The following is an 18,205-nucleotide window of genomic DNA, read 5'->3' as shown; positions in this document are numbered from 1 at the left end:
TCAGGACTGAGGCTGATCCGCGTCCTGTGGATCCTGTTCCGGCGGATCGTCGTAGATCGACCAGTCATGTTCGCCTCCGGTCGGGGGCAGGTCGCTGCGCCGCAGCCCCATCAGAATATGCGTCTGCGCGATGAACAGGGCCGTGACCGGTGCGGTCAGGAACAGGAACAGGGTGATCAGCAACTCGTGAAAGGACAGGTCGTCCTTGACCAGCAGGAAATACAGCATCGAGGCGATGAGAACGCCCCCCACGCCCAGCGTCGTGGCCTTGGTGGGCGCGTGCAGCCGCTGCATCGTGTCGTTCAGTTTCAACAGGCCCAGCGACCCGACAAGGCCAAAGATCCCCGCGATAATGAGGAAGGCCGAAACAAGGACTTCTGCAAACATGGGCTTCCTCCCTACTCGATGATGTCGCCGCGCAAGAGAAAGCGGCAATAGGCGACGGTGGACACGAAACCGACCATCGCGACCAGCATCGAGGCTTCGAAATAGATGGCTGTGCCCTGCAGGATTCCGTAGAGGACCAGCAGCGCGATGATGTTGATGACCATCGTGTCCAGGGCAAGAACCCGGTCGGCCTGTCCCGGCCCGGTCACGATGCGCCAGAGGTTGAACAAGAGCCCGAGGCCGAAACAGCCGATCGCGAAATACAAAGCGTAGGTGATCATCCGAAAATCTCCTTCAGCCGGGCTTCGTAGCGCGTCTTGATCTCATCCCGGACGCCGTCGGGATCGTCGGTGTGCAGGCAATGCACCAACAGCGACGTCCCGTCCGAGGACAGCAGCGCGGACACGGTGCCGGGGGTCATGGTGATGGTGCCGGCCAGAACGGTGATCGCCTCGGGCGAGGTCAGGTCCAGCGGGACGACGACCCATTGCGAATGGATCTTCGCGCGCGGCTTGAACAGGATGATCAGGGCCACCTGGATATTGGCGACGATGATGTCCCAGATCACCAGCAGGACATAGGGCACCGTCAGGACGGGCCGTTTCAGCCGGGGCCGACCGGGCCAGTAGGGCGAGGTCAGGATCGGCACCACGATCCCCAGGAAACCGCCCAGCAGGATATTGCCCGGGGTGACCTTGTTGACCAGCATCAACCAGACCAGCAACAGGGTCAGGCTCAGCAGAGGGTGCGGAAAGATGCGTTTCAGCATGGCTTAATGCTCCTCTTCCGCAAGGGGGTCGGCGGCGTCGTGCAGCGGATCGGCCTCGGGTTTCTCCGCCTGCTCCGGTTTCTCGACCGGCGCCAGAACGGCGTCTATATAGCCCGAGGGTTCGAACAGCTGGTTTGCGGCGGCGCGCATGTAGCCCGTGGCCGGACCGGCCAGGACGGCCAATCCCGCCAGCAGCGCCAGCAGCATCATGACCGGCGCCACCTCTGTTCCGCGCGCGGGCGCTGGCGGCGGGTCGGACTGGATGGGCTCTGTGCCTTCGGGCAGTTTCACCGAGGTGGACTTCCAGAAGATCATGCTGCCTGCCCGGGCAAAGCCGACGATTGTCACCAGCGATCCCACCAGGATACCCGTCCAGGCCCAGGGCATCAGCTCGGGTTCGCGCAGCGCGTCAAGGATCAGGAGCTTGCCCAGGAAACCCGACAGCGGTGGCATCCCGGCCATCGCAATGGCGGCGGCAAAGAACAGCGCCGCAAAAAGACCGTTCTGCACCACCGGCGGGCGCGCATCCAGCAGGTCCGAGCCGCGACGGCTGACCACAAGATCGGCCAGCAGGAACAGAGCCGCTGCCGAGAAGGTCGAATGCACAAGGTAGTAAAGCGCGGTTTCCGTCGCATAGGCATCGACGGGGGCAACGGCCAGCATCATCGTGCCCATCGACCCGATCACCGAGAAGGAGAGCAAGGGCATCAGCCGTTTCGCGGCCAGCACCCCCAGCGCACCCAGCGTCAGCGTGATCATTGCAGCAGGGAACAGCCAGGTCGTCACCACGTCCTTGGTCGGCTCTGCCCCGGGATGGAATGCCAGCGTGTGCAGGCGGATGATGGCATAGGCGCCGACCTTGGTCATGATCGCGAACAGCGCCGCAACCGGGGCAGGGGCGTTAGAATAGGTGCCCGGCAGCCAGAACTGCACCGGGAACAGCGCGGCCTTGATCATGAAGACGATCAGCAACAGCACCGCCGCGACGCGCACCATGCCCGAATCCTCGGCGGCGATCTGCGGCACCTTCACCGCCAGATCCGCCATGTTCAGCGTGCCGGTGGTGGCGTACATCGTGCCCAGTGCGAACAGGAACAGCGTCGATCCGGCGAGGTTCATGACAACGTATTGCAGACCCGCCTGCATCCGCACCTTGCCGCCCGAATGCACCATCAGGCCATAAGAGGCGATCAGCAGAACCTCGAAGAAGACGAACAGGTTGAAGGCGTCGCCGGTCAGGAAGGCGCCGCAGATCCCCATCAGCTGGAACTGGTAGAGCGCGTGGAAATGGCGCCCCTTCGCGTCCCACCCCGTCGCGATGCTGTGCCAGAGCACGATCAGCGCCAGCGAGGCGGTCAGCAGCACCATCATGGCCGACAGCCGGTCCAGCACCAGCACGATGCCAAAAGGTGCGGGCCAGTCGCCAAGGCGATAGACATGGGTGCCGCCATCGGCAGCCCAGAACGCCAAACCCAGGGCGATGACGAAAAGAGCCACGGTAGAGGCCGCCGAAGCGACCCGGGCCAGCACGATGTCGTGCCGCATCACGTAGCCGATGAGCGGCGCCATCATGGCCGGCAGTACGACGGGGGCGATGATCCAGTGACTCATGCCGCGTCGTCCTTCTCTTCGGCGTCTTTCATGTCGATGCTGTCATCCCCGGCCTCCAGGTAGGCGCCGAGGGCGAACATCACCAGCACCGCCGTCATCCCGAACGAGATCACGATCGCCGTCAGCACCAGCGCCTGGGGCAGCGGATCGGTATAGGGGACATCGGCGTATTTGTTCAGGATCGGCGGCGCGTTGATGGCCAGCCGCCCGGTCGAGACCAGGAAGATGTTGACCGCGTAGCTGAGCAGGGACAGCCCGAGGATCACCGGGAAGGCGCGCAGCCGCAGGATCAGGTAGACCCCGCCCGCCGTCAGCACGCCGATGGCGCTTGCGACAAGCAATTCCATGTCACGCCTTTCCTTTCTCGACCATCTTGCGCGGGCGAGATGGGTCATAGTCCATTGGTTCGGGATTGACGGTTTCGCCCGCGTGGCGTGCCATCCGGCTGAGGCTGTAGAGCATCAGCATCACGGCCCCCAGCACGCAGAGGAATACGCCAAGGTCAAAGAGCGCGGCGGTGGCCAGCTCGAACTCCTCGATCGGGGGCAGGTGGACATAGCCGAAGGCCGAGGTCAGGAAGGGTGTCCCCGACAGCCAGGCGCCCATGCCGGTCAGCCCGGCGATCACGACGCCCCAGCCGATCATCGCGTGATATTCGAACTGTTGCCGTCGCGAGGTCCAACCGAAACCGGACGCCATGTACTGCATCAACAGCGCGATAGAGAACACCAGCCCGGCGACAAAGCCACCGCCCGGCTGGTTGTGGCCGCGCAGGAAGATGTAGACGCCGACCATCAGCGCGATGGGCATCATCACGCGGGTTGCGATCACCATCATCAGCGGATGGCGGTCATGCGACCTGTCAAAGTTGTAGCCGGAGTTGCGCAGCCTTGCGCCTGCCGGGCCGCTCAACAGTGCCTCCATCAGGGCAAAGATCACCAGGCCCGCGATGCCCAGGACGATGATCTCGCCGTAGGTGTCGTAGCCCCGGAAATCCACCAGGATCACGTTGACGACGTTGGTGCCGCCACCGCCCTTGTAGGAGTTGGCCAGGTGGAAGTCCGAGATCGAGCTGAAGTCCCGTGTCATGAAGGCAAAGGACAGCGCGGCGACGCCGACACCGGCGGCCACGGCGATCACCCCGTCCAGCGCACGGCGTCCGGCGGTGTTTTCCTGCGGCGTGGTCTTGGGCAGGAAGTGCAGCGCCAGGAGCAGCAGCATGATCGTCACCGTCTCGACCGAGATCTGCGTCAGCGCAAGGTCGGGGGCCGAGATGTAGATGAACCCGGCCGAGATCATCAGCCCGATGACCCCCAGCACCACCAGCGCGCGGTAGCGCATGTGGTGCTGCATGACGATGACCGCCGTGGCGCAGACCAAAAGGACCCAGCCCACCGCGACAACCGGCGGGATCGGCAGCAGGTCGCGCGTGGCGGGGGCAATCTCGCCTCGCAGGAAGGCGGCGTAGCCGACCGCCACCGTGGCGGCGGTGAAGATCGCCAGGTAACGGCTGATCGATCCGTCGTGCAACGTGTCCGAAATGGCGCGGGACAGGCGCACGCAGCCCGCGATCACCGCGTCGAAGACAGCCTTGGCGTAGAATGGCCCGGCCTTGATCCAGGCGGCATCCAGCGGGCGGTGCAGCAGCAGCAGAACGGCGCCCCCGGCAACGGCGGCAATCGACATGTAAAGCGCCGGTGTCACGCCGTGCCAGATCTTGAGATGGGCATGGGTTTCATGTCCCGCGACGGCGGTCGCGGCCATGTTCACCACGTCCTCGGCCAGGAAGGGCGCGATACCGATCAGCACCACGAAGATGCACAGAAAGGCCGGCGAGAGCCACATGCCGGCGGGCGGATCATGCGGCTTGTGCGGGTAGTCGTCGCGCACCGGGCCGCCAAAGACGTGAAAGATGAACCGAAGCGAATAGGCGACAGAGAAAAGCGCCCCGAAGGTGGCCAGCGCGGGCACGATCCAGGGGTTTTCCCACCAGTAGGTGTGGCTTGCTTCCTCCAGCATCATTTCCTTGGACAGGAAGCCGTTGAACAGCGGGATACCGGCCATCGACAGGGCGGCAACCGTTCCGATGACGGCGGTGATCGGCATCAGTTTTGCAAGACCCCCCAACCGCTTGATGTCGCGGGTGTGCGCCTCGTGGTCGATGATGCCGGCGGTCATGAAGAGCGCCGCCTTGAAGGTCAGGTGATTGAGGATGTGGAACACTGCCGCAATCGCCGCGGCCTCTGTGCCAAAGCCCAGCAGCATGGTCAGCAGACCCAGGTGCGACACGGTCGAGAAGGCCAGCAGACCCTTGAGGTCGTCTTTGAACAGCGCGATCACGGCCGCGATGACCATCGTGACCAACCCCGTGGTTGCCACGGCGTAGAACCACAGTTCCGTGCCCGACAGCGCGGGCCACATGCGGGCCATCAGGAAAACCCCGGCCTTCACCATCGTGGCCGAGTGCAGGTAGGCCGAGACCGGTGTCGGCGCGGCCATCGCGTGCGGCAACCAGAAGTGGAAGGGGAACTGCGCCGACTTGGTGAAGGCCCCCAGAAGGATCAGGATCACGGCGGGCGTGTACCAGTCCGAGGCCTTGATGGCATCACCGGCGGCCAGGATGTCGGTCAGGTTGTAGCTGCCCGCGATATTGCCCAGGATCAGCATCCCGCCGATCATCGCCAGCCCCCCGGCGCCGGTCACCGTCAGTGCCATCCGGGCGCCCTGGCGGCCTTCGGGCAGGTGTTTCCAGTAACCGATCAACAGGAAGGAGGACAGCGAGGTCAGCTCCCAGAAGATAAGCAAAAGCAGGATATTGTCCGAAATCACGATGCCCAGCATCGCGCCCTGGAACAGCAGCAAATAGGTATAGAACTGCCCCACCGGATCCTCTCCGGACAGGTAGTAGCGCGCGTATAGCGTGATCAGCAGGCCGACGCCCAAGATCATGCAGGCGAACATCAGGCCCAGACCGTCGAGGAAAAAGGCAACCTCGAGCCCCATCTGGGGCAGCCAGGGGATCGACATGGTGTAGACCGTGCCCTCCATCACGCCGGGGGCCAGCGTGCCCAGCATGACCAGCGCAAGCACGGTCGGCACGGCGGTGAAGGTGGCGGTGGCGGTTCGGCCGGCCCGGATCATGATGCCGGGCACAAGAGCGCCCAGGAAGGGCAGCAGCGCGATGATGGGCAGAAGACTGCTCTGGGTGGTCATTCGCGTCTCCGCAGGGTCAGGAAATTGACGTTTTTTCCGAAAAGACCGCGAAGATTGCAATGATTATTCCAGAAAAAGGAACCATTGCCGCGGATACAGAACGGGGTCGGCGCGGCCTCAGAGGCCGGAGGCAGGGCACCACGGATCACGCAGGCCACACGGGCAGAAGCGGAACAACCTCGACACCCCCCAAGAAAGGCCGTTGTTCGATCTGATCCCCTGTTGCGGCACTCTGCGGCCCGTCCCCCGTGTCTTCCGCCCCTGGCGGTTCCCGATCCTTATTGTGGGACAAGATCGGCCCGGCGCAAGGTCAAAGATGACGATTTCCATCATGTTTCCGGCTTGCGACCGGGATATCCGCCGCTTCTGGGCGGTCCGTATCAGGCGGACTCGGTGCTGTTGCGCAGGTAGTAGTCGCGATACCACGCGACGAACTTCGCCACGCCCTCGCGCACCGAGGTGCGGGGGCTGTAGCCGGTCAGGGTCTGCAGCAACGTGGCATCCGCCCAGGTCGCGGGCACGTCGCCGGGCTGCATCGGCATCAGGTTGCGGGTCGCGTTCAGGCCCGTGGCCTCTTCGATGGCCTCGATGAACTCGGTCAGCTGCACGGGTTCGGAATTGCCGATGTTCACGACACGAAAGGGGGCCACCGGCGACAGGCTGTCGCCCTCGGGCACGGTCCCGTCGGCAGGCCGCTCCGGCGCCGCGTCTATCAGCAGGCGGATGCCGTCTACGAGGTCGTCGACGTAGGTAAAGTCGCGCTGCATGTCACCGAAGTTGTAGACGTCGATGGGCTGGCCCTGAAGGATGGCCCTGGTGAACTTGAACAGCGCCATGTCCGGCCGGCCCCAGGGCCCGTAGACGGTGAAAAAGCGAAACATCGTCGTCGGCACATCAAAGAGATGCGCATAGCTGTGCGCCATCGATTCGGTGCTTTTCTTCGTCGCCGCGTAAAAGGACATCTGGTAATCGGCGCGGTCGGTTTCCCGGTAGGGCATTTCGGTATTCGCGCCATAGGCCGAAGAGGTCGAGGCCAGGAGCAGGTGGCGCGGCGGATGCGCACGGGCCGCTTCGAGGATCTCGAATGTGCCGATGATGTTCGATTCAAGGTAGGACCGGGGGTTCTCGATCGAGTAGCGCACGCCTGCCTGCGCGGCGAGATGGATCACCACCTCGGGCTTTTCCCGGGCAAAGAGGTCCGCCATGCGCCCCGGATCCTCGACCCGGCCAATCTCGGGCACGAAGTCGCCCAGAGGGGCCAGGCGCGCGTGCCGGTTCTGTTTCAGCGACACCTCGTAATAGTCGGTCAGCGCGTCCAGCCCGATCACGCGCCAGCCTTCACTCAAAAGCCGCGCGCAGCAATGATAACCGATGAAGCCGGCGGAACCGGTGACAAGAGCGGTGGGCATGACGCAGAGTCCTGAGAATTCGTGCCTGTTACGGGGAGTCGTTTGCCTGATCCCCGGCGATGCGTCTAGTGTTTGCGCGAACAGATAGAGGGACGACGATGGAACTGAAGAAAAACGCCTTCAAGGCAGGCTTGCAGGAGGGCCGCCTGCAGCGCGGCATCTGGTGTTGCATGACCGATCCGCTGGCCGCCGAGATGATGGCGACCTGTGGCTATGACTGGATGCTCTTCGACTGCGAGCATTCGCCGATGGACCCGATCCGCGTGCTGCCGATGCTGCAGGCGGTGGCGCCCTATCCGGTGTCGGCCCTGGCACGGCCTGCCTCGTTGAATGCGCCCGAGATGAAACGGCTGTTGGACATCGGGGCGCAGACCTTGGTCGTGCCCTATGTGCAGAACGCCGAAGAGGCCGCCGAGGCTGCGGCTGCGGTCGCCTATCCGCCCGCGGGTATCCGGGGCGTCGCGGGGATGACGCGGGCCAGCAGTTTTGGCCGGATCGCGGACTACCACGCCACAGCGCGCGACGAGTTGTGCCTGATCGTCCAGGTCGAAACGGTCGAGGCGATGGCCCAGATCGAGGCAATCGCCGCAGTGCCCGGCATCGACGGCATCTTTATCGGCCCGGCGGATCTTGCGGCCTCGATGGGGTATCCGGGCAAACCGACGCACCCCGAGGTCCAGGCGGCGGTTGTCGACGGGATCAAGCGGATCACGGCGGCGGGCAAGCCGGCGGGCACGCTGACCACCGACCCAGAGTTCGGCCAGAAGGCGATCGACGCGGGTGTGGGCTTCATCGCACAGGATCTTGACCTGGTGGCCCTGCGCAAGGGGCTGAGCCGCAGCTAGGCCGTGACGCCTGTCAGGACGCCCTGCCTGCGAGCAGGGCGCCTTTTGCCCCATCCGTAGGGAGATTGTGTGGTGACAGTCGTCGCGGCGCGTGCCAGAACCTGCCCTGTCATGAGAAAATTCTTTACATACCTGTGCTTCGCCTTTGCTCTGGCCCGGCCCGTGTCCGGGGAAGAGCAGGTGACCGTCTTCGCTGCCGCCAGCCTCAAGACCGCGCTGGACGAGATCGCCAGGGTCTATGACGGTGACCTTGTCCTGTCCTATGCTGGGTCCTCGGCGCTGGCGCGCCAGGTCCAGCAGGGGGCACCTGCGGATGTGGTCTTTCTGGCCAATACCGACTGGATGGATGTGCTGGACCGCGATGGGCTGATCGCCCCTGACACGCGCACCGAACTGCTTGGCAACCGGCTGGTGCTGGCCGGACCGGCGGGTGCGGACCCGGTCGAGATCGGGCCGAACCTGGACCTGCCCGCGATGCTGGGTGATGGCCGCCTGGCGATGGCCCTGGTCGAGGCGGTTCCGGCGGGCATCTACGGCAAGGCGGCGCTGGAAACGCTGGGCCTGTGGGAGGGTGTGGCGCCCCGCGTGGCCCAGGCCGACAACGTGCGCGCCGCGCTGGCTCTGGTCTCTTTGGGGCAGGCGCCGCTGGGCGTGGTCTATGCCACCGACGCGGCCGCCGATCCGGCCGTCGATGCCCTTGGCCTCTTCCCCGAGGACAGCCACCCGCCGATCCGCTACCCGGTTGCCGCCGTCGAAGGCCGCGCCGACGTCGCGGCTCCTTTCCTGGCCTTCCTGCAAACGCCAGAGGCGGCGGCACTTTTTGTCGCGCAGGGATTCGCCGTCCTGGGCGACTGACGCGATGGATTGGCTCAGCCCGGCAGAGTGGGAGGCGGTCAGACTGTCCCTCCGCGTGTCGTTCTGGGCCACCGTTGCGGCGCTGCCTTTCGGGTTGTTCATTGCCTACGCGCTGGCCCGTTGGCGGTTTCCGGGCAAGCAGATCCTCAACGGGCTGGTCCACCTGCCCCTGATCCTGCCGCCGGTCGTCACCGGCTACCTGCTGTTGATCACCTTCAGCCCGCGCGCGCCGGTGGGTGGCTTCCTGAAATCCATCGGGATCAGCTTTGCCTTCAACTGGACGGGCGCGGCGCTGGCCGCCGGGATCATGGGCTTTCCGCTGATGGTGCGCGCCATGCGCCTGTCGATCGAGGCGGTTGACCCGAAACTGGAACAGGCCGCCGCCACGCTGGGCGCCTCGCGTCCCTGGGTCTTTGCCACCGTGACCTTGCCGATGGTGCTGCCGGGTGTTCTGGCGGGGGCTATCCTGGGCTTTGCCAAGGCGATGGGAGAGTTCGGCGCCACGATCACCTTCGTCTCGAATATCCCGGGCCAGACACAGACGCTGCCCTCGGCGATCTACGCCTTCCTTCAGGTGCCGGGCGGAGAGGCCTCTGCCCTGCGGCTGGTCGCGGTAGCGGTTGCGGTGGCGATGCTGGCGCTGCTTTTGTCGGAATGGATCTCGCGCCGGGTGGCGGCACGGGTGGGGGGCGCGTAATGCTGGAGGTCGCGGTGCATCACCGGCTGGGCGCCTTCACGCTGGACGCGGCCTTTGAGGCGCCGCCGGGTCTTTGCGTGCTCTTTGGCCGTTCCGGCTCCGGGAAAACCAGCGTTATCAACGCGGTGGCTGGGTTGATGCGGCCCGATGAGGGGCGTGTGCGGGTCGGTAAAAGGATTCTGGGCGACACCGCGCAGGGGATCTGGCTGCCACCGCACAAGCGCCGCCTGGGTTATATCTTTCAGGAAGGCCGCCTGTTCCCGCATCTCTCGGTCCGGCAAAACCTGCTGTACGGGCGCTGGTTCGCCGGGTCTCTCTTGCCGCTGGACCCGGTGGTCGAGATGCTGGGCCTTGGACCTCTGCTGACCCGCCGCCCCGGTGCCCTGTCGGGGGGGGAGAAACAGCGCGTGGCGATCGGGCGCGCGCTCTTGGCCGATCCGGGGCTGATCCTGGCCGATGAACCCCTGGCGGCGCTGGACGAGGCCCGCAAGCGCGAGATCCTGCCCTATTTCGAACGGCTCAGGGACGAGGCGCGCTGCCCGATCCTTTATGTCAGCCATTCCGCCGCCGAGGTCGCGCGGCTGGCGACGACCGTCGTTGTCCTGCAGGACGGACGGGTCGTGCGGCAAGGCAGCGCCGCAGAGGTGCTGAGCGACCCGGCGGTGACGCCCGCGGGCATTCGGGCCGTCGGCGCAGTGCTGGAGGTGCGGGTCGCTGCTCATCATGACGACGGTCTGACGGAACTGGATGCCGGGGGGTTGCCTCTCTATCTGCCGCGTGTTCCGCAGGCCGTGGGCGCGCCCTTGCGGATCCGGATCGCGGCGCAGGAGGTCATCCTGGCGCGGCAAAAGCCCGTGGGGCTGTCCGCGCTCAACATCCTGCCGGGCAAGGTGGATTCCATCCGCGAGGGTGAGGGGCCGGGGGCGCTTGTCTCGCTGGACACGGCGGCCGGCCGGGTGTTGGCGCGGGTCACGCGGCGGTCGGCGGAGGGGCTAGGCCTGGCGCCCGGCGTGGATTGTTTCGCCGTGGTCAAGACGGTGGCCATCGCGCGTGAGGATGTCGGCACCGCTTGAAGCCATGCCCGCCGCCGCTAATTGGCGCTGCATGAAAAACGCATTGATCATCGGGGACAGCGGCGGCATCGGCGGGGCGGTGGCGGCGCATCTGCGCGACCTGGGCATGGCGGTCACCGGCCTGTCGCGGTCGCGCGACGGGCTGGACGTGACGGACGAGGCCAGCCTGAGCGCTATCCTTGGCGCGCTGGAGGGTCCTTACGACCTTGTTTTCGTGGCCACCGGCGCGCTGGAAATCGAAGGGGCGGAGCCGGAGAAGACCTTGAAATCATTGGATTCCAAGGCGCTGGCGGAGCAATACCTTCTAAATGCCATCGGCCCGGCGATGGTCCTGAAACACGCGCTGCCGCTGTTGCCGCGCCGGGACCGGGCGGTCTTTGCCGTTCTGTCCGCGCGGGTGGGTTCGATCGGGGACAACGGTTTGGGCGGTTGGTACAGCTATCGCGCTGCCAAGGCCGGGGTGAACCAGCTGATCCACACGGCGGCGGTGGAACTGGCGCGCTCGCACCGGCAACTGGCCTGTGTCTGCCTGCATCCCGGGACGGTAGAAACTGCCTTCACCGCGAAATACGCCAGCCGCTATCCCACCGTGACGCCCGCCTATGCGGCCGAACGTCTGGTCAAGGTCATTCAGGGGCTAAGCCCTGAGGATACTGGGAAATTCCTGGACTACGCAGGCCGGGAGATCCCCTGGTGAGCCGGCTGATCCTGGTGCTGGGCGACCAGTTGAGCGAGGGGCTCGCGGCGCTGAAAGCGGCGGACAAGGCGCATGACGTGGTGGTCATGGCCGAGGTCGCGGACGAAACCGCCTATGTGCCGCATCACCCCAAGAAGATCGCGCTGATCCTTGCGGGAATGCGCAAGTTCGCCGCGCGCCTGCGCGAGGACGGCTGGGAGGTGCGCTACACCGAGCTGGACGACACGCAGAACGCCGGGTCGATCTGTGGGGAACTGCTGCGCCGGGCCGAAGAGACGGGGGCCACCGAGGTGATCGCCACCGAACCCGGAGAATGGCGCCTTATCAATGCCTTGCGGCACTGCCCGCTCAAGGTTCGCCTGCTGGAAGATGACCGTTTCATCGCCTCTCACGCGATGTTCGACAACTGGGCCAAGGGCCGCAAGGCGCTGTGGTTGGAGTATTTCTATCGCGAGATGCGGCGCAAGACGAGTCTCTTGATGGAAGGCGACGACCCGGCCGGGGGGCAGTGGAACTTTGACCACGACAACCGCAAACCGGCGCCTGATGCGGTCACGCACAGGCCGATATGGTTCGAGCCGGACGCGGTGACGGAGGACGTCCTGGACCTGGTAGAGGCGAGATTTCCGAATAATTTCGGCAAGCTGCGCCCCTTCGGCTTTGCCACCGACAGGGCGCAGGCACAGCAGGCGCTGGCGCATTTCATCGACCATGCGCTGCCCCGGTTCGGGGACTACCAGGACGCGATGCTGGACGGGAACCGCTTTCTCTATCACTCGCTTCTGTCGGGCTACATGAACATCGGGCTACTGGACCCGCTGGAGGTCTGTCAGGCCGTTGAAAAGGCGTATGAAAACGGGGATGTTCCGATCAATGCCGCCGAAGGCTTCATTCGCCAGATCATCGGCTGGCGGGAATACGTCCGGGGGATCTATTTCCGCGAGGGGCCAGAGTATCCTGGGCGCAACGTATTGAAACACAAAAGGAAATTGCCTTGGTTCTATTGGAGCGCCGAGACCGACATGCGCTGTGTCGCCAAGGCGGTGGAGCAGACGCGCGACGAGGCCTATGCCCATCACATCCAACGGCTGATGGTGACGGGGAATTTCGGGCTGCTGGCCGGGGTCGATCCGCAGGCGCTGCACGAGTGGTATCTGAGCGTCTACATCGATGCCTTTGAATGGGTCGAGGCGCCGAACACCGTGGGGATGAGCCAGTTTGCAGATGGCGGGATCATCGCCTCAAAGCCTTATGTTTCCTCGGGAAATTACATCAATAAGATGTCGGACCACTGCAAGCCCTGCGCCTATTCGGTGACGGCCAAGACCGGGGAAAACGCCTGCCCCTTCAACCTGCTCTACTGGCATTTCATGGACAGGCACCGGGACCGGTTCGAGGGCAATCCGCGCATGGCACAGATGTACCGGACCTTTGACCGGATGGACCCGGACAAGCGCGAAACCATACTGCGCGAGGCGCAGGACTTTCTTGACCGGATGGAGGCGGGTGAGCGGGTCTGACCCTTGTACAAAACGTACGTTTTGTACGTCGAAATCCGCATTTTGTACAAAGCGGTCACACCGCGTTAACGAATGGATGTGCCGCCGCCCGTGACGGGCGGCGGCGGGCCCGGTCAATCAGGGCTTGATGTAGGTGAACCCCTGCTGCTGCAGTTTCGACAGTTCCGCCACGCCCGAGGGCACGATGTCATCCTCCCAGACATCGTAGAGGTCGTTCGAATAGTCGATGTTGCGGCCCTTCAGGGTGTTGTTGCAGACATGAAAGGCCACGTTCTGACCCTTGAGACTGGCGACGGTGGTTTTCATCGTGTCGTCGCCGTTGGCGGCTGCCAGCAGGCCCAGGCCGTTGCCGTGCATGACGACCTTGATTTCCATGTTCTCGGCGCCGACCGCGTTGATGTGGTTCTGGATGTTGCGCATGGCGCCCTTGTAGGCCTTGTTGCCCTCACCCCCATCGTAGTTGATGTGATAGACGACCTTCTGCTTGCCATAGCCTTCGGCCTGCGCGGCGTCGGTCATGGCGAAGGCGGTCAGGGCCAGGCCCAGGATCGCGATCAGGCGGATGAAATGGGTCATTGTCTTTGTCTCCTCCCTTGGGGGCGGTTTGGTGCGCCCCGGTCTGGTCAGAGTGACGCAGGGCGACCGCATCCTGACACCCGGCGGATTCCCGTGTTTCCTGCGGGTTTCGACCCCGGGAAAACCCTAGGTTTCGGTTTCAGGGGGTGAAATATGCCGTCCGGCGCGGGCAATCAGCTGGGCCGAGCTGCGGACCTCGAACTTGCGCAGCAGGTTGGCGCGGTGGAATTCGACGGTCTTGGGGCTGATGCCCAGCGCGGCGGCGATCTCCTTGGTGGACTGGCCCTGCCCGATCTGGGTCAGGACCTGCTGTTCGCGCCGGGTCAGGGGCACGTCCCCTGTCGGCACGGGTGCGGCCGCGGGGGCGGGGCGCCGGAGGCGCAGGGCGATGATGGCCAGCGCCCCGGCCAGGGCCAGCGCGGCGAGGGCAAGCGCGACGGTGCCCAGAGGACTGCGGGCGGGTGGCTCTGCCCCGGGTGCGCGGGCGGCAAAGGCGGCCACCAATGCGCGGGCCTCGCCATAGCTGACCGGCGCACCCCACTGATCGGCAAGGTCGCTGTCGCCGGTCCGCAAGAGCGCCAGCGCCACCGCGTCGCGCAGGTCCGGATCGGTGCCCGAGAGGGCGAGGAAGGGCCATTCCGGGTAGAGCCGGGTGCTGATCGCCTCGGGGTGGGTATAGGTGACATTGGCATTGAGCGCGCGCAGCACCCCGTCGGGCACGCGGCCTTCGTCGATCAGGTGTTCCAGCAAGCCGCTGCGGACGACGCCCGCGTCCAGCCGACCGTCGAGGACGGCCGTGGCGATGTCGTCCTGCGGAAATCCCAGAAAGACCAGTTCTGCGGGGTCCTCGAACAGGTCGACGCCTTGCGCGCGGGCCTCGAACCAGGCGATCTGGAAACCGCCGAAGGCCTGCTGGGCCACGGCGCCCAGCCGGGTGCCGCGCAGGTCGCCAAGGGTGGCCAGCCCGCTGTCGGCCCGGACCAGCACCGTCGAGCCGAACTGGCGGATATGGCTGCCATCGGGCAAGGCCCGTTTGCGCGTGGCCAGCACGCTCATCGGGTAGAGATCGGCAAGCTGGATATAGTGGCCGGGGTTGGTCACCAGGAAATCGAGCCCACCGGCGTTGATCAGGGGCCCGGCCGAGGTCAGCGTGACAGGCACGAAGCGCACGACATGGCCGGGAAGCTGCCCGGCGAGGTAGCGTTCCAGTGTGGTCCACTGGGTTTCGCCCGCGTCCCAGCCGCGATGGGCCAGGATGCCGATGCGCAGGATGGGCGTGTCAGGCCCGTCCTGGGCCTGGCCAGAGGTGGCGACCCCGCAGACCAGCCAGAACGCAATGAGAAGCTGACGAAGCGACGCCGCCCAACCGCCAAGAGAGGCCGGCCGCCGGATGCGGGTCAGGACGGGAAAGCGGCGCGGGCGCCGGGCGATCAATTGTCCGCCGGCTGCTCCGCCGGGTCAGGTGCGGGCGCGGGCGCGGGTGTGGATTTCAGCGCGCCGCCGATCCATTCGCCGCTGGCCTCTTCGCCGCTGGCGTATTTCATCGTGCCCTGGCCCTGGCGCTTGCCGTCCTTGAACTGGCCTTCGTAGATGTCGCCGTTGGCATAGACCGCCACGCCCTTGCCGTTGATCTCTCCGCGGACCCAGTCACCCTCGTAGCGAAAGCCCGAGGCCATGACGATGGTGCCCTTGCCGTGGCGCTGGCCCTCGCGGAACTGGCCTTCGTAGACGGTGCCGTCGGGATAGGTGGCCTTGCCCTCGCCGTGGCGCTGACCGTCCTTCCAGTTGCCCTCGTAGCGATAGCCGTCGGGGTAGGTCATCACGCCGAAGCCGTCGTTGCGGGCGTTGTCAAAGCTGCCCTCGTAGACGAGGCCGTTGGGATAGACCGCGCGGCCCTTGCCCTGGATCACGCCATCGACCCAGTCGCCTTCGTAGGTGGCGCCGTCGGGATAGGTGATCTTGCCCTTGCCGTTGGCGAGGTCGCCCTTGAACTGACCTTCGTAGACAGAGCCGTCGGGGTAGGTGACCTTGCCCTTGCCCTCGATCTGGCCGGTGATCCAGTTGCCTTCGTAGCGATAGCCGTCCTTGCCGATGAAGGTGCCGATGCCGTGGCGCTGGTCGTTGTTGAAGGCGCCCTGGTAGATGTCGCCGTTGTCGTAGATGACCTTGCCGTTGCCCTCGCGGCGGCCATCGACAAGCTGGCCCTCGTAGACGTCGCCGTTGGGCTGGATCAGCTTGCCTTCGCCGTCGATCTGGCCTTCGCGCCAGGTGCCTTCGTAGATCAGCCCGTCGGGCATGGTCAGCTTGCCGAAGCCGTCGCGTTCGCCATCGGCGACGCGGCCCTCGTAGACCGACTTGTCGGGATAGGTGATCTTGGCGGTGCCTTCCTTGACGCCGTTCACCCACTGGCCGTCATAGATATAGCCGTTGGGCGCGGTCATCACGCCCTTGCCGTGGTGCAGGGCGTTGCGGAAGGAGCCCTCGTAGCGGACGCCGTTGGCGTAGATGGCGACGCCGGTGCCGGTGATCTTGCCGTCCAGCCACTGGCCCTCGTAGGTGCCGCCGTCGGCAAAGACGATCTTGCCCTTGCCCTCGGGTTTGCCCTTGGCGAACTGGCCTTCGTAGACCGAGCCGTTGGGGAAGCGGGCCACGCCCTCGCCCTTGATTTCGCCCTGAACCCACTCGCCGGTGTATTCATAGCCGTTGGGCAGGCGGTAGGTGCCGGTACCGTGCTGCAATCCGTCCTGGAAGGTCCCTTCGTAGACGCCGCCGTCGTCGTACTGTTTTGTCACCACCTCTTCGTCCTGGGCCAGCGCCGCGCCGGCCAGGGCAAAGGGGATGACAAGAAGGAAACTGCCTGCGGATTTCATGCGTTTGCCCGTTTTTTGTCCCTGGGTGTCCGTACCCTGCGGAAACTAAAGGAGGCCGGGGCCGGGGGCAATGCATTTTGCCCCGACGGGCGCGGGCCCGCCGGGGGACGTGGCCGCCGGATCAGGGTGCCTTGCGCGGGTATTGGGTCAGGGCCTGGCGTCCAGCGACAGGCTGCTGCCTTCCTCGGGTGCGATCCGTTTCGTGGGTAGGGCGCCGGCGATGCCGCCCACGGTCACGTTGCGCCCCTCTGGCAGGTCCGGTTCCGGCGGCAGGCCGGCGGCGTTGCCGTCCAGCGTGCCGTTGCGCCAGATCCCTTCGCGCACCGTGCCGTCGGTATAGAGCAGGCGGCCCTGACCGTGGCGCTTGCCGTTGCGGAACTGGCCGGAATAGGCGTCGCCGCTGGTGTAGGTGGCGATGCCCTGGCCGTTGATCTCTCCGTTTTCCCAGGCGCCCTGGTACTGGAAGCCGTCGGACATGACGATCCGCCCGTGTCCGTGGCGTTTTCCCGCGGCATAGGCGCCTTCGTAGATCGTGCCGTCCGGGTAGGTGGCCTTGCCGCGCCCGTGGCGCTGCCCGTCCTTCCACTGGCCCTCGTAGCGATAGCCGTCCAGGTAGGTCATGACCCCGTAGCCGTGGCTGCGCGCATCGGCAAAGCTGCCCTCGTAGATCTGTCCGTCGGCATAGACGGCCTTGCCCTCTCCGTGGATCACCCCGTCGCGCCACTGGCCCTCGTAGGTGGCGCCGTCGGTATAGGTGACCTTGCCGATGCCATTGGCCAGGTCGCCGCGGAACCGGCCCTCGTAGACGGCGCCATCGGGATAGGTGACGCGGCCCTTGCCCTCGATGCTGCCGTCCTTCCACTGGCCGTCGTAGCGATAGCCGTCGGTCCCCGTGAACGTGCCCTGGCCGTTGCGCTTGTCGTTCTGAAATTCGCCGATGTAGATGTCGCCGTTGGCGTAGTTCACCGTGCCTCGGCCCTGGCGTTTGCCGTCTACCAGCGCGCCGGTGTAGGTGTCGCCGTTCGGCTGCACCAGCTTGCCCTGGCCGTTGATCTGGCCCTTGGCCCAGCCGCCTTCGTAGACCAGCCCGTCGGGCATGGTGATCCTGCCATAACCGTCGCGCTCTCCGTTCCTGATCTGGCCTTCGTAGACGGCTGTGTCGGGATAGGTGATCCGGGCCTGGCCGTGCTTGGCGCCGTTTTGCCACTGTCCGTCATAGACATAGCCGTTTTCGCCACGCATGACGCCGCGCCCGTGGTGCTGGGCGTCGAGGAAGTTGCCCTCGTAGGTGACGCCATTGGCATAGCGTGCCTTGCCCTGGCCGGTGATCTTGCCGTTCAGCCAGGCGCCCTCGTAGTGGCCGCCGTCGGGATAGTCGATGCGACCGGTGCCGTCCGGGCGGCCGCGCTTGAACTCTCCGACGTAGATCGCGCCGTTGGGAAACCGGGCGCGGCCCTTGCCCTGGATCTCTCCCATGACCCAGTTGCCGCTGTATTCATAACCGCTGGGCATCCGGTAGGTGCCCTGTCCGTGCTGGACCCCGTCCACCAGCTGCCCGCTGTAGGTGCTGCCGTCGCTATAGGTCCGGGTCTGGATGTCCTGCGCCGCCGCGAGCTGGGGGAGGGACAGTAGCGCAAGCGCGAGGATCGTCGACGGGCGGGGCAGGGTCATGCGGTCTTGGGC

The 18,205-nt window shown here is 65.4% G+C and carries 17 protein-coding genes; 6 read left to right on the top strand and 11 right to left on the bottom strand.

All coding sequences use genetic code 11. The annotated features are described in order from the left end of the window. The 7 genes from BLQ71_RS16470 to BLQ71_RS16440 form a co-directional block, all read right to left on the bottom strand. Positions 1–387, bottom strand: coding sequence for a Na+/H+ antiporter subunit G (locus tag BLQ71_RS16470; protein ID WP_043142983.1), 387 nt, complete (start codon positions 385–387; stop codon positions 1–3). 11 nt (positions 388–398) lie between these two features. Then, a complete protein-coding gene (locus tag BLQ71_RS16465; protein ID WP_043142987.1) occupies positions 399–668 on the bottom strand; it encodes a K+/H+ antiporter subunit F in 270 nt (89 codons plus the stop codon). After that, positions 665–1,156, bottom strand: a complete 492-nt coding sequence (locus tag BLQ71_RS16460) for a Na+/H+ antiporter subunit E (protein WP_074622494.1) — start codon at positions 1,154–1,156, stop codon at positions 665–667. The genes BLQ71_RS16465 and BLQ71_RS16460 overlap by 4 nt, the downstream gene beginning before the upstream one ends. 3 nt (positions 1,157–1,159) lie before the next feature. After that, a complete protein-coding gene (locus tag BLQ71_RS16455) occupies positions 1,160–2,767 on the bottom strand; it encodes a monovalent cation/H+ antiporter subunit D (protein ID WP_074622493.1) in 1,608 nt (535 codons plus the stop codon). After that, entirely contained in the window at positions 2,764–3,114 is a 351-nt protein-coding gene (locus tag BLQ71_RS16450; RefSeq protein WP_043142992.1) for a Na+/H+ antiporter subunit C, read from the bottom strand. The genes BLQ71_RS16455 and BLQ71_RS16450 overlap by 4 nt, the downstream gene beginning before the upstream one ends. Position 3,115: 1 nt before the next feature. Next, the gene (locus tag BLQ71_RS16445; protein ID WP_074622492.1) at positions 3,116–5,980 is read right to left on the bottom strand and encodes a monovalent cation/H+ antiporter subunit A; all 2,865 of its coding nucleotides are present in this window, start codon (positions 5,978–5,980) and stop codon (positions 3,116–3,118) included. 380 nt (positions 5,981–6,360) lie between these two features. Next, a complete protein-coding gene (locus BLQ71_RS16440) occupies positions 6,361–7,389 on the bottom strand; it encodes an NAD-dependent epimerase/dehydratase family protein (protein ID WP_043142995.1) in 1,029 nt (342 codons plus the stop codon). A 98-nt stretch (positions 7,390–7,487) separates the two neighbouring features. Here BLQ71_RS16440 and BLQ71_RS16435 point away from each other — a divergent pair, with 98 nt between their 5' ends. The 6 genes from BLQ71_RS16435 (at position 7,488) to BLQ71_RS16410 (ending at position 13,076) form a co-directional block, all read left to right on the top strand. After that, on the top strand, positions 7,488–8,234 hold the full coding sequence (locus tag BLQ71_RS16435) for an HpcH/HpaI aldolase family protein (RefSeq protein WP_069211207.1): 747 nt from the start codon (positions 7,488–7,490) through the stop codon (positions 8,232–8,234). A gap of 111 nt (positions 8,235–8,345) precedes the next feature. After that, positions 8,346–9,089, top strand: coding sequence for a molybdate ABC transporter substrate-binding protein (gene modA, locus BLQ71_RS16430; RefSeq protein ID WP_074622491.1), 744 nt, complete (start codon positions 8,346–8,348; stop codon positions 9,087–9,089). Positions 9,090–9,093: 4 nt separating this feature from the next. Next, positions 9,094–9,786: a molybdate ABC transporter permease subunit gene (gene modB, locus BLQ71_RS16425; RefSeq protein WP_043143002.1), complete on the top strand. Its 693-nt coding sequence runs from the start codon at positions 9,094–9,096 to the stop codon at positions 9,784–9,786. Beyond that, on the top strand, positions 9,786–10,859 hold the full coding sequence (gene modC, locus BLQ71_RS16420) for a molybdenum ABC transporter ATP-binding protein (protein WP_074622490.1): 1,074 nt from the start codon (positions 9,786–9,788) through the stop codon (positions 10,857–10,859). Before modB ends, modC begins: the two co-directional genes overlap by 1 nt. A gap of 31 nt (positions 10,860–10,890) precedes the next feature. Further along, entirely contained in the window at positions 10,891–11,556 is a 666-nt protein-coding gene (locus BLQ71_RS16415) for an SDR family NAD(P)-dependent oxidoreductase (RefSeq protein WP_074622571.1), read from the top strand. Continuing rightward, positions 11,553–13,076 carry a cryptochrome/photolyase family protein gene (locus BLQ71_RS16410; RefSeq protein WP_175459245.1) on the top strand — a complete coding sequence of 508 codons (1,524 nt, stop codon included), beginning with the start codon at positions 11,553–11,555 and terminating at the stop codon, positions 13,074–13,076. The genes BLQ71_RS16415 and BLQ71_RS16410 overlap by 4 nt, the downstream gene beginning before the upstream one ends. Positions 13,077–13,193: 117 nt before the next feature. On the opposite strand, the gene BLQ71_RS16405 is transcribed toward BLQ71_RS16410, so the two are convergent. From BLQ71_RS16405 to BLQ71_RS16390, 4 genes are all read right to left on the bottom strand, one after another. Beyond that, entirely contained in the window at positions 13,194–13,652 is a 459-nt protein-coding gene (locus BLQ71_RS16405) for a DsrE family protein (RefSeq protein ID WP_074622488.1), read from the bottom strand. Between the two features lie 126 nt (positions 13,653–13,778). Next, positions 13,779–15,086: a PhnD/SsuA/transferrin family substrate-binding protein gene (locus tag BLQ71_RS26985; RefSeq protein ID WP_074622487.1), complete on the bottom strand. Its 1,308-nt coding sequence runs from the start codon at positions 15,084–15,086 to the stop codon at positions 13,779–13,781. Further along, positions 15,083–16,522, bottom strand: coding sequence for an MORN repeat-containing protein (locus BLQ71_RS16395; RefSeq protein ID WP_074622486.1), 1,440 nt, complete (start codon positions 16,520–16,522; stop codon positions 15,083–15,085). The genes BLQ71_RS26985 and BLQ71_RS16395 overlap by 4 nt, the downstream gene beginning before the upstream one ends. Positions 16,523–16,669: 147 nt before the next feature. Beyond that, positions 16,670–18,193: an MORN repeat-containing protein gene (locus tag BLQ71_RS16390; RefSeq protein WP_074622485.1), complete on the bottom strand. Its 1,524-nt coding sequence runs from the start codon at positions 18,191–18,193 to the stop codon at positions 16,670–16,672. Between the last annotated feature and the right edge of the window lie 12 nt (positions 18,194–18,205).

Source organism: Antarctobacter albus (assembly GCF_900101505.1).
Classification (GTDB): domain Bacteria; phylum Pseudomonadota; class Alphaproteobacteria; order Rhodobacterales; family Rhodobacteraceae; genus Antarctobacter; species Antarctobacter albus.
The sequence above is the reverse complement of the archived record's forward strand: the minus strand, read 5'-3'. Positions and strand labels throughout refer to the sequence as shown.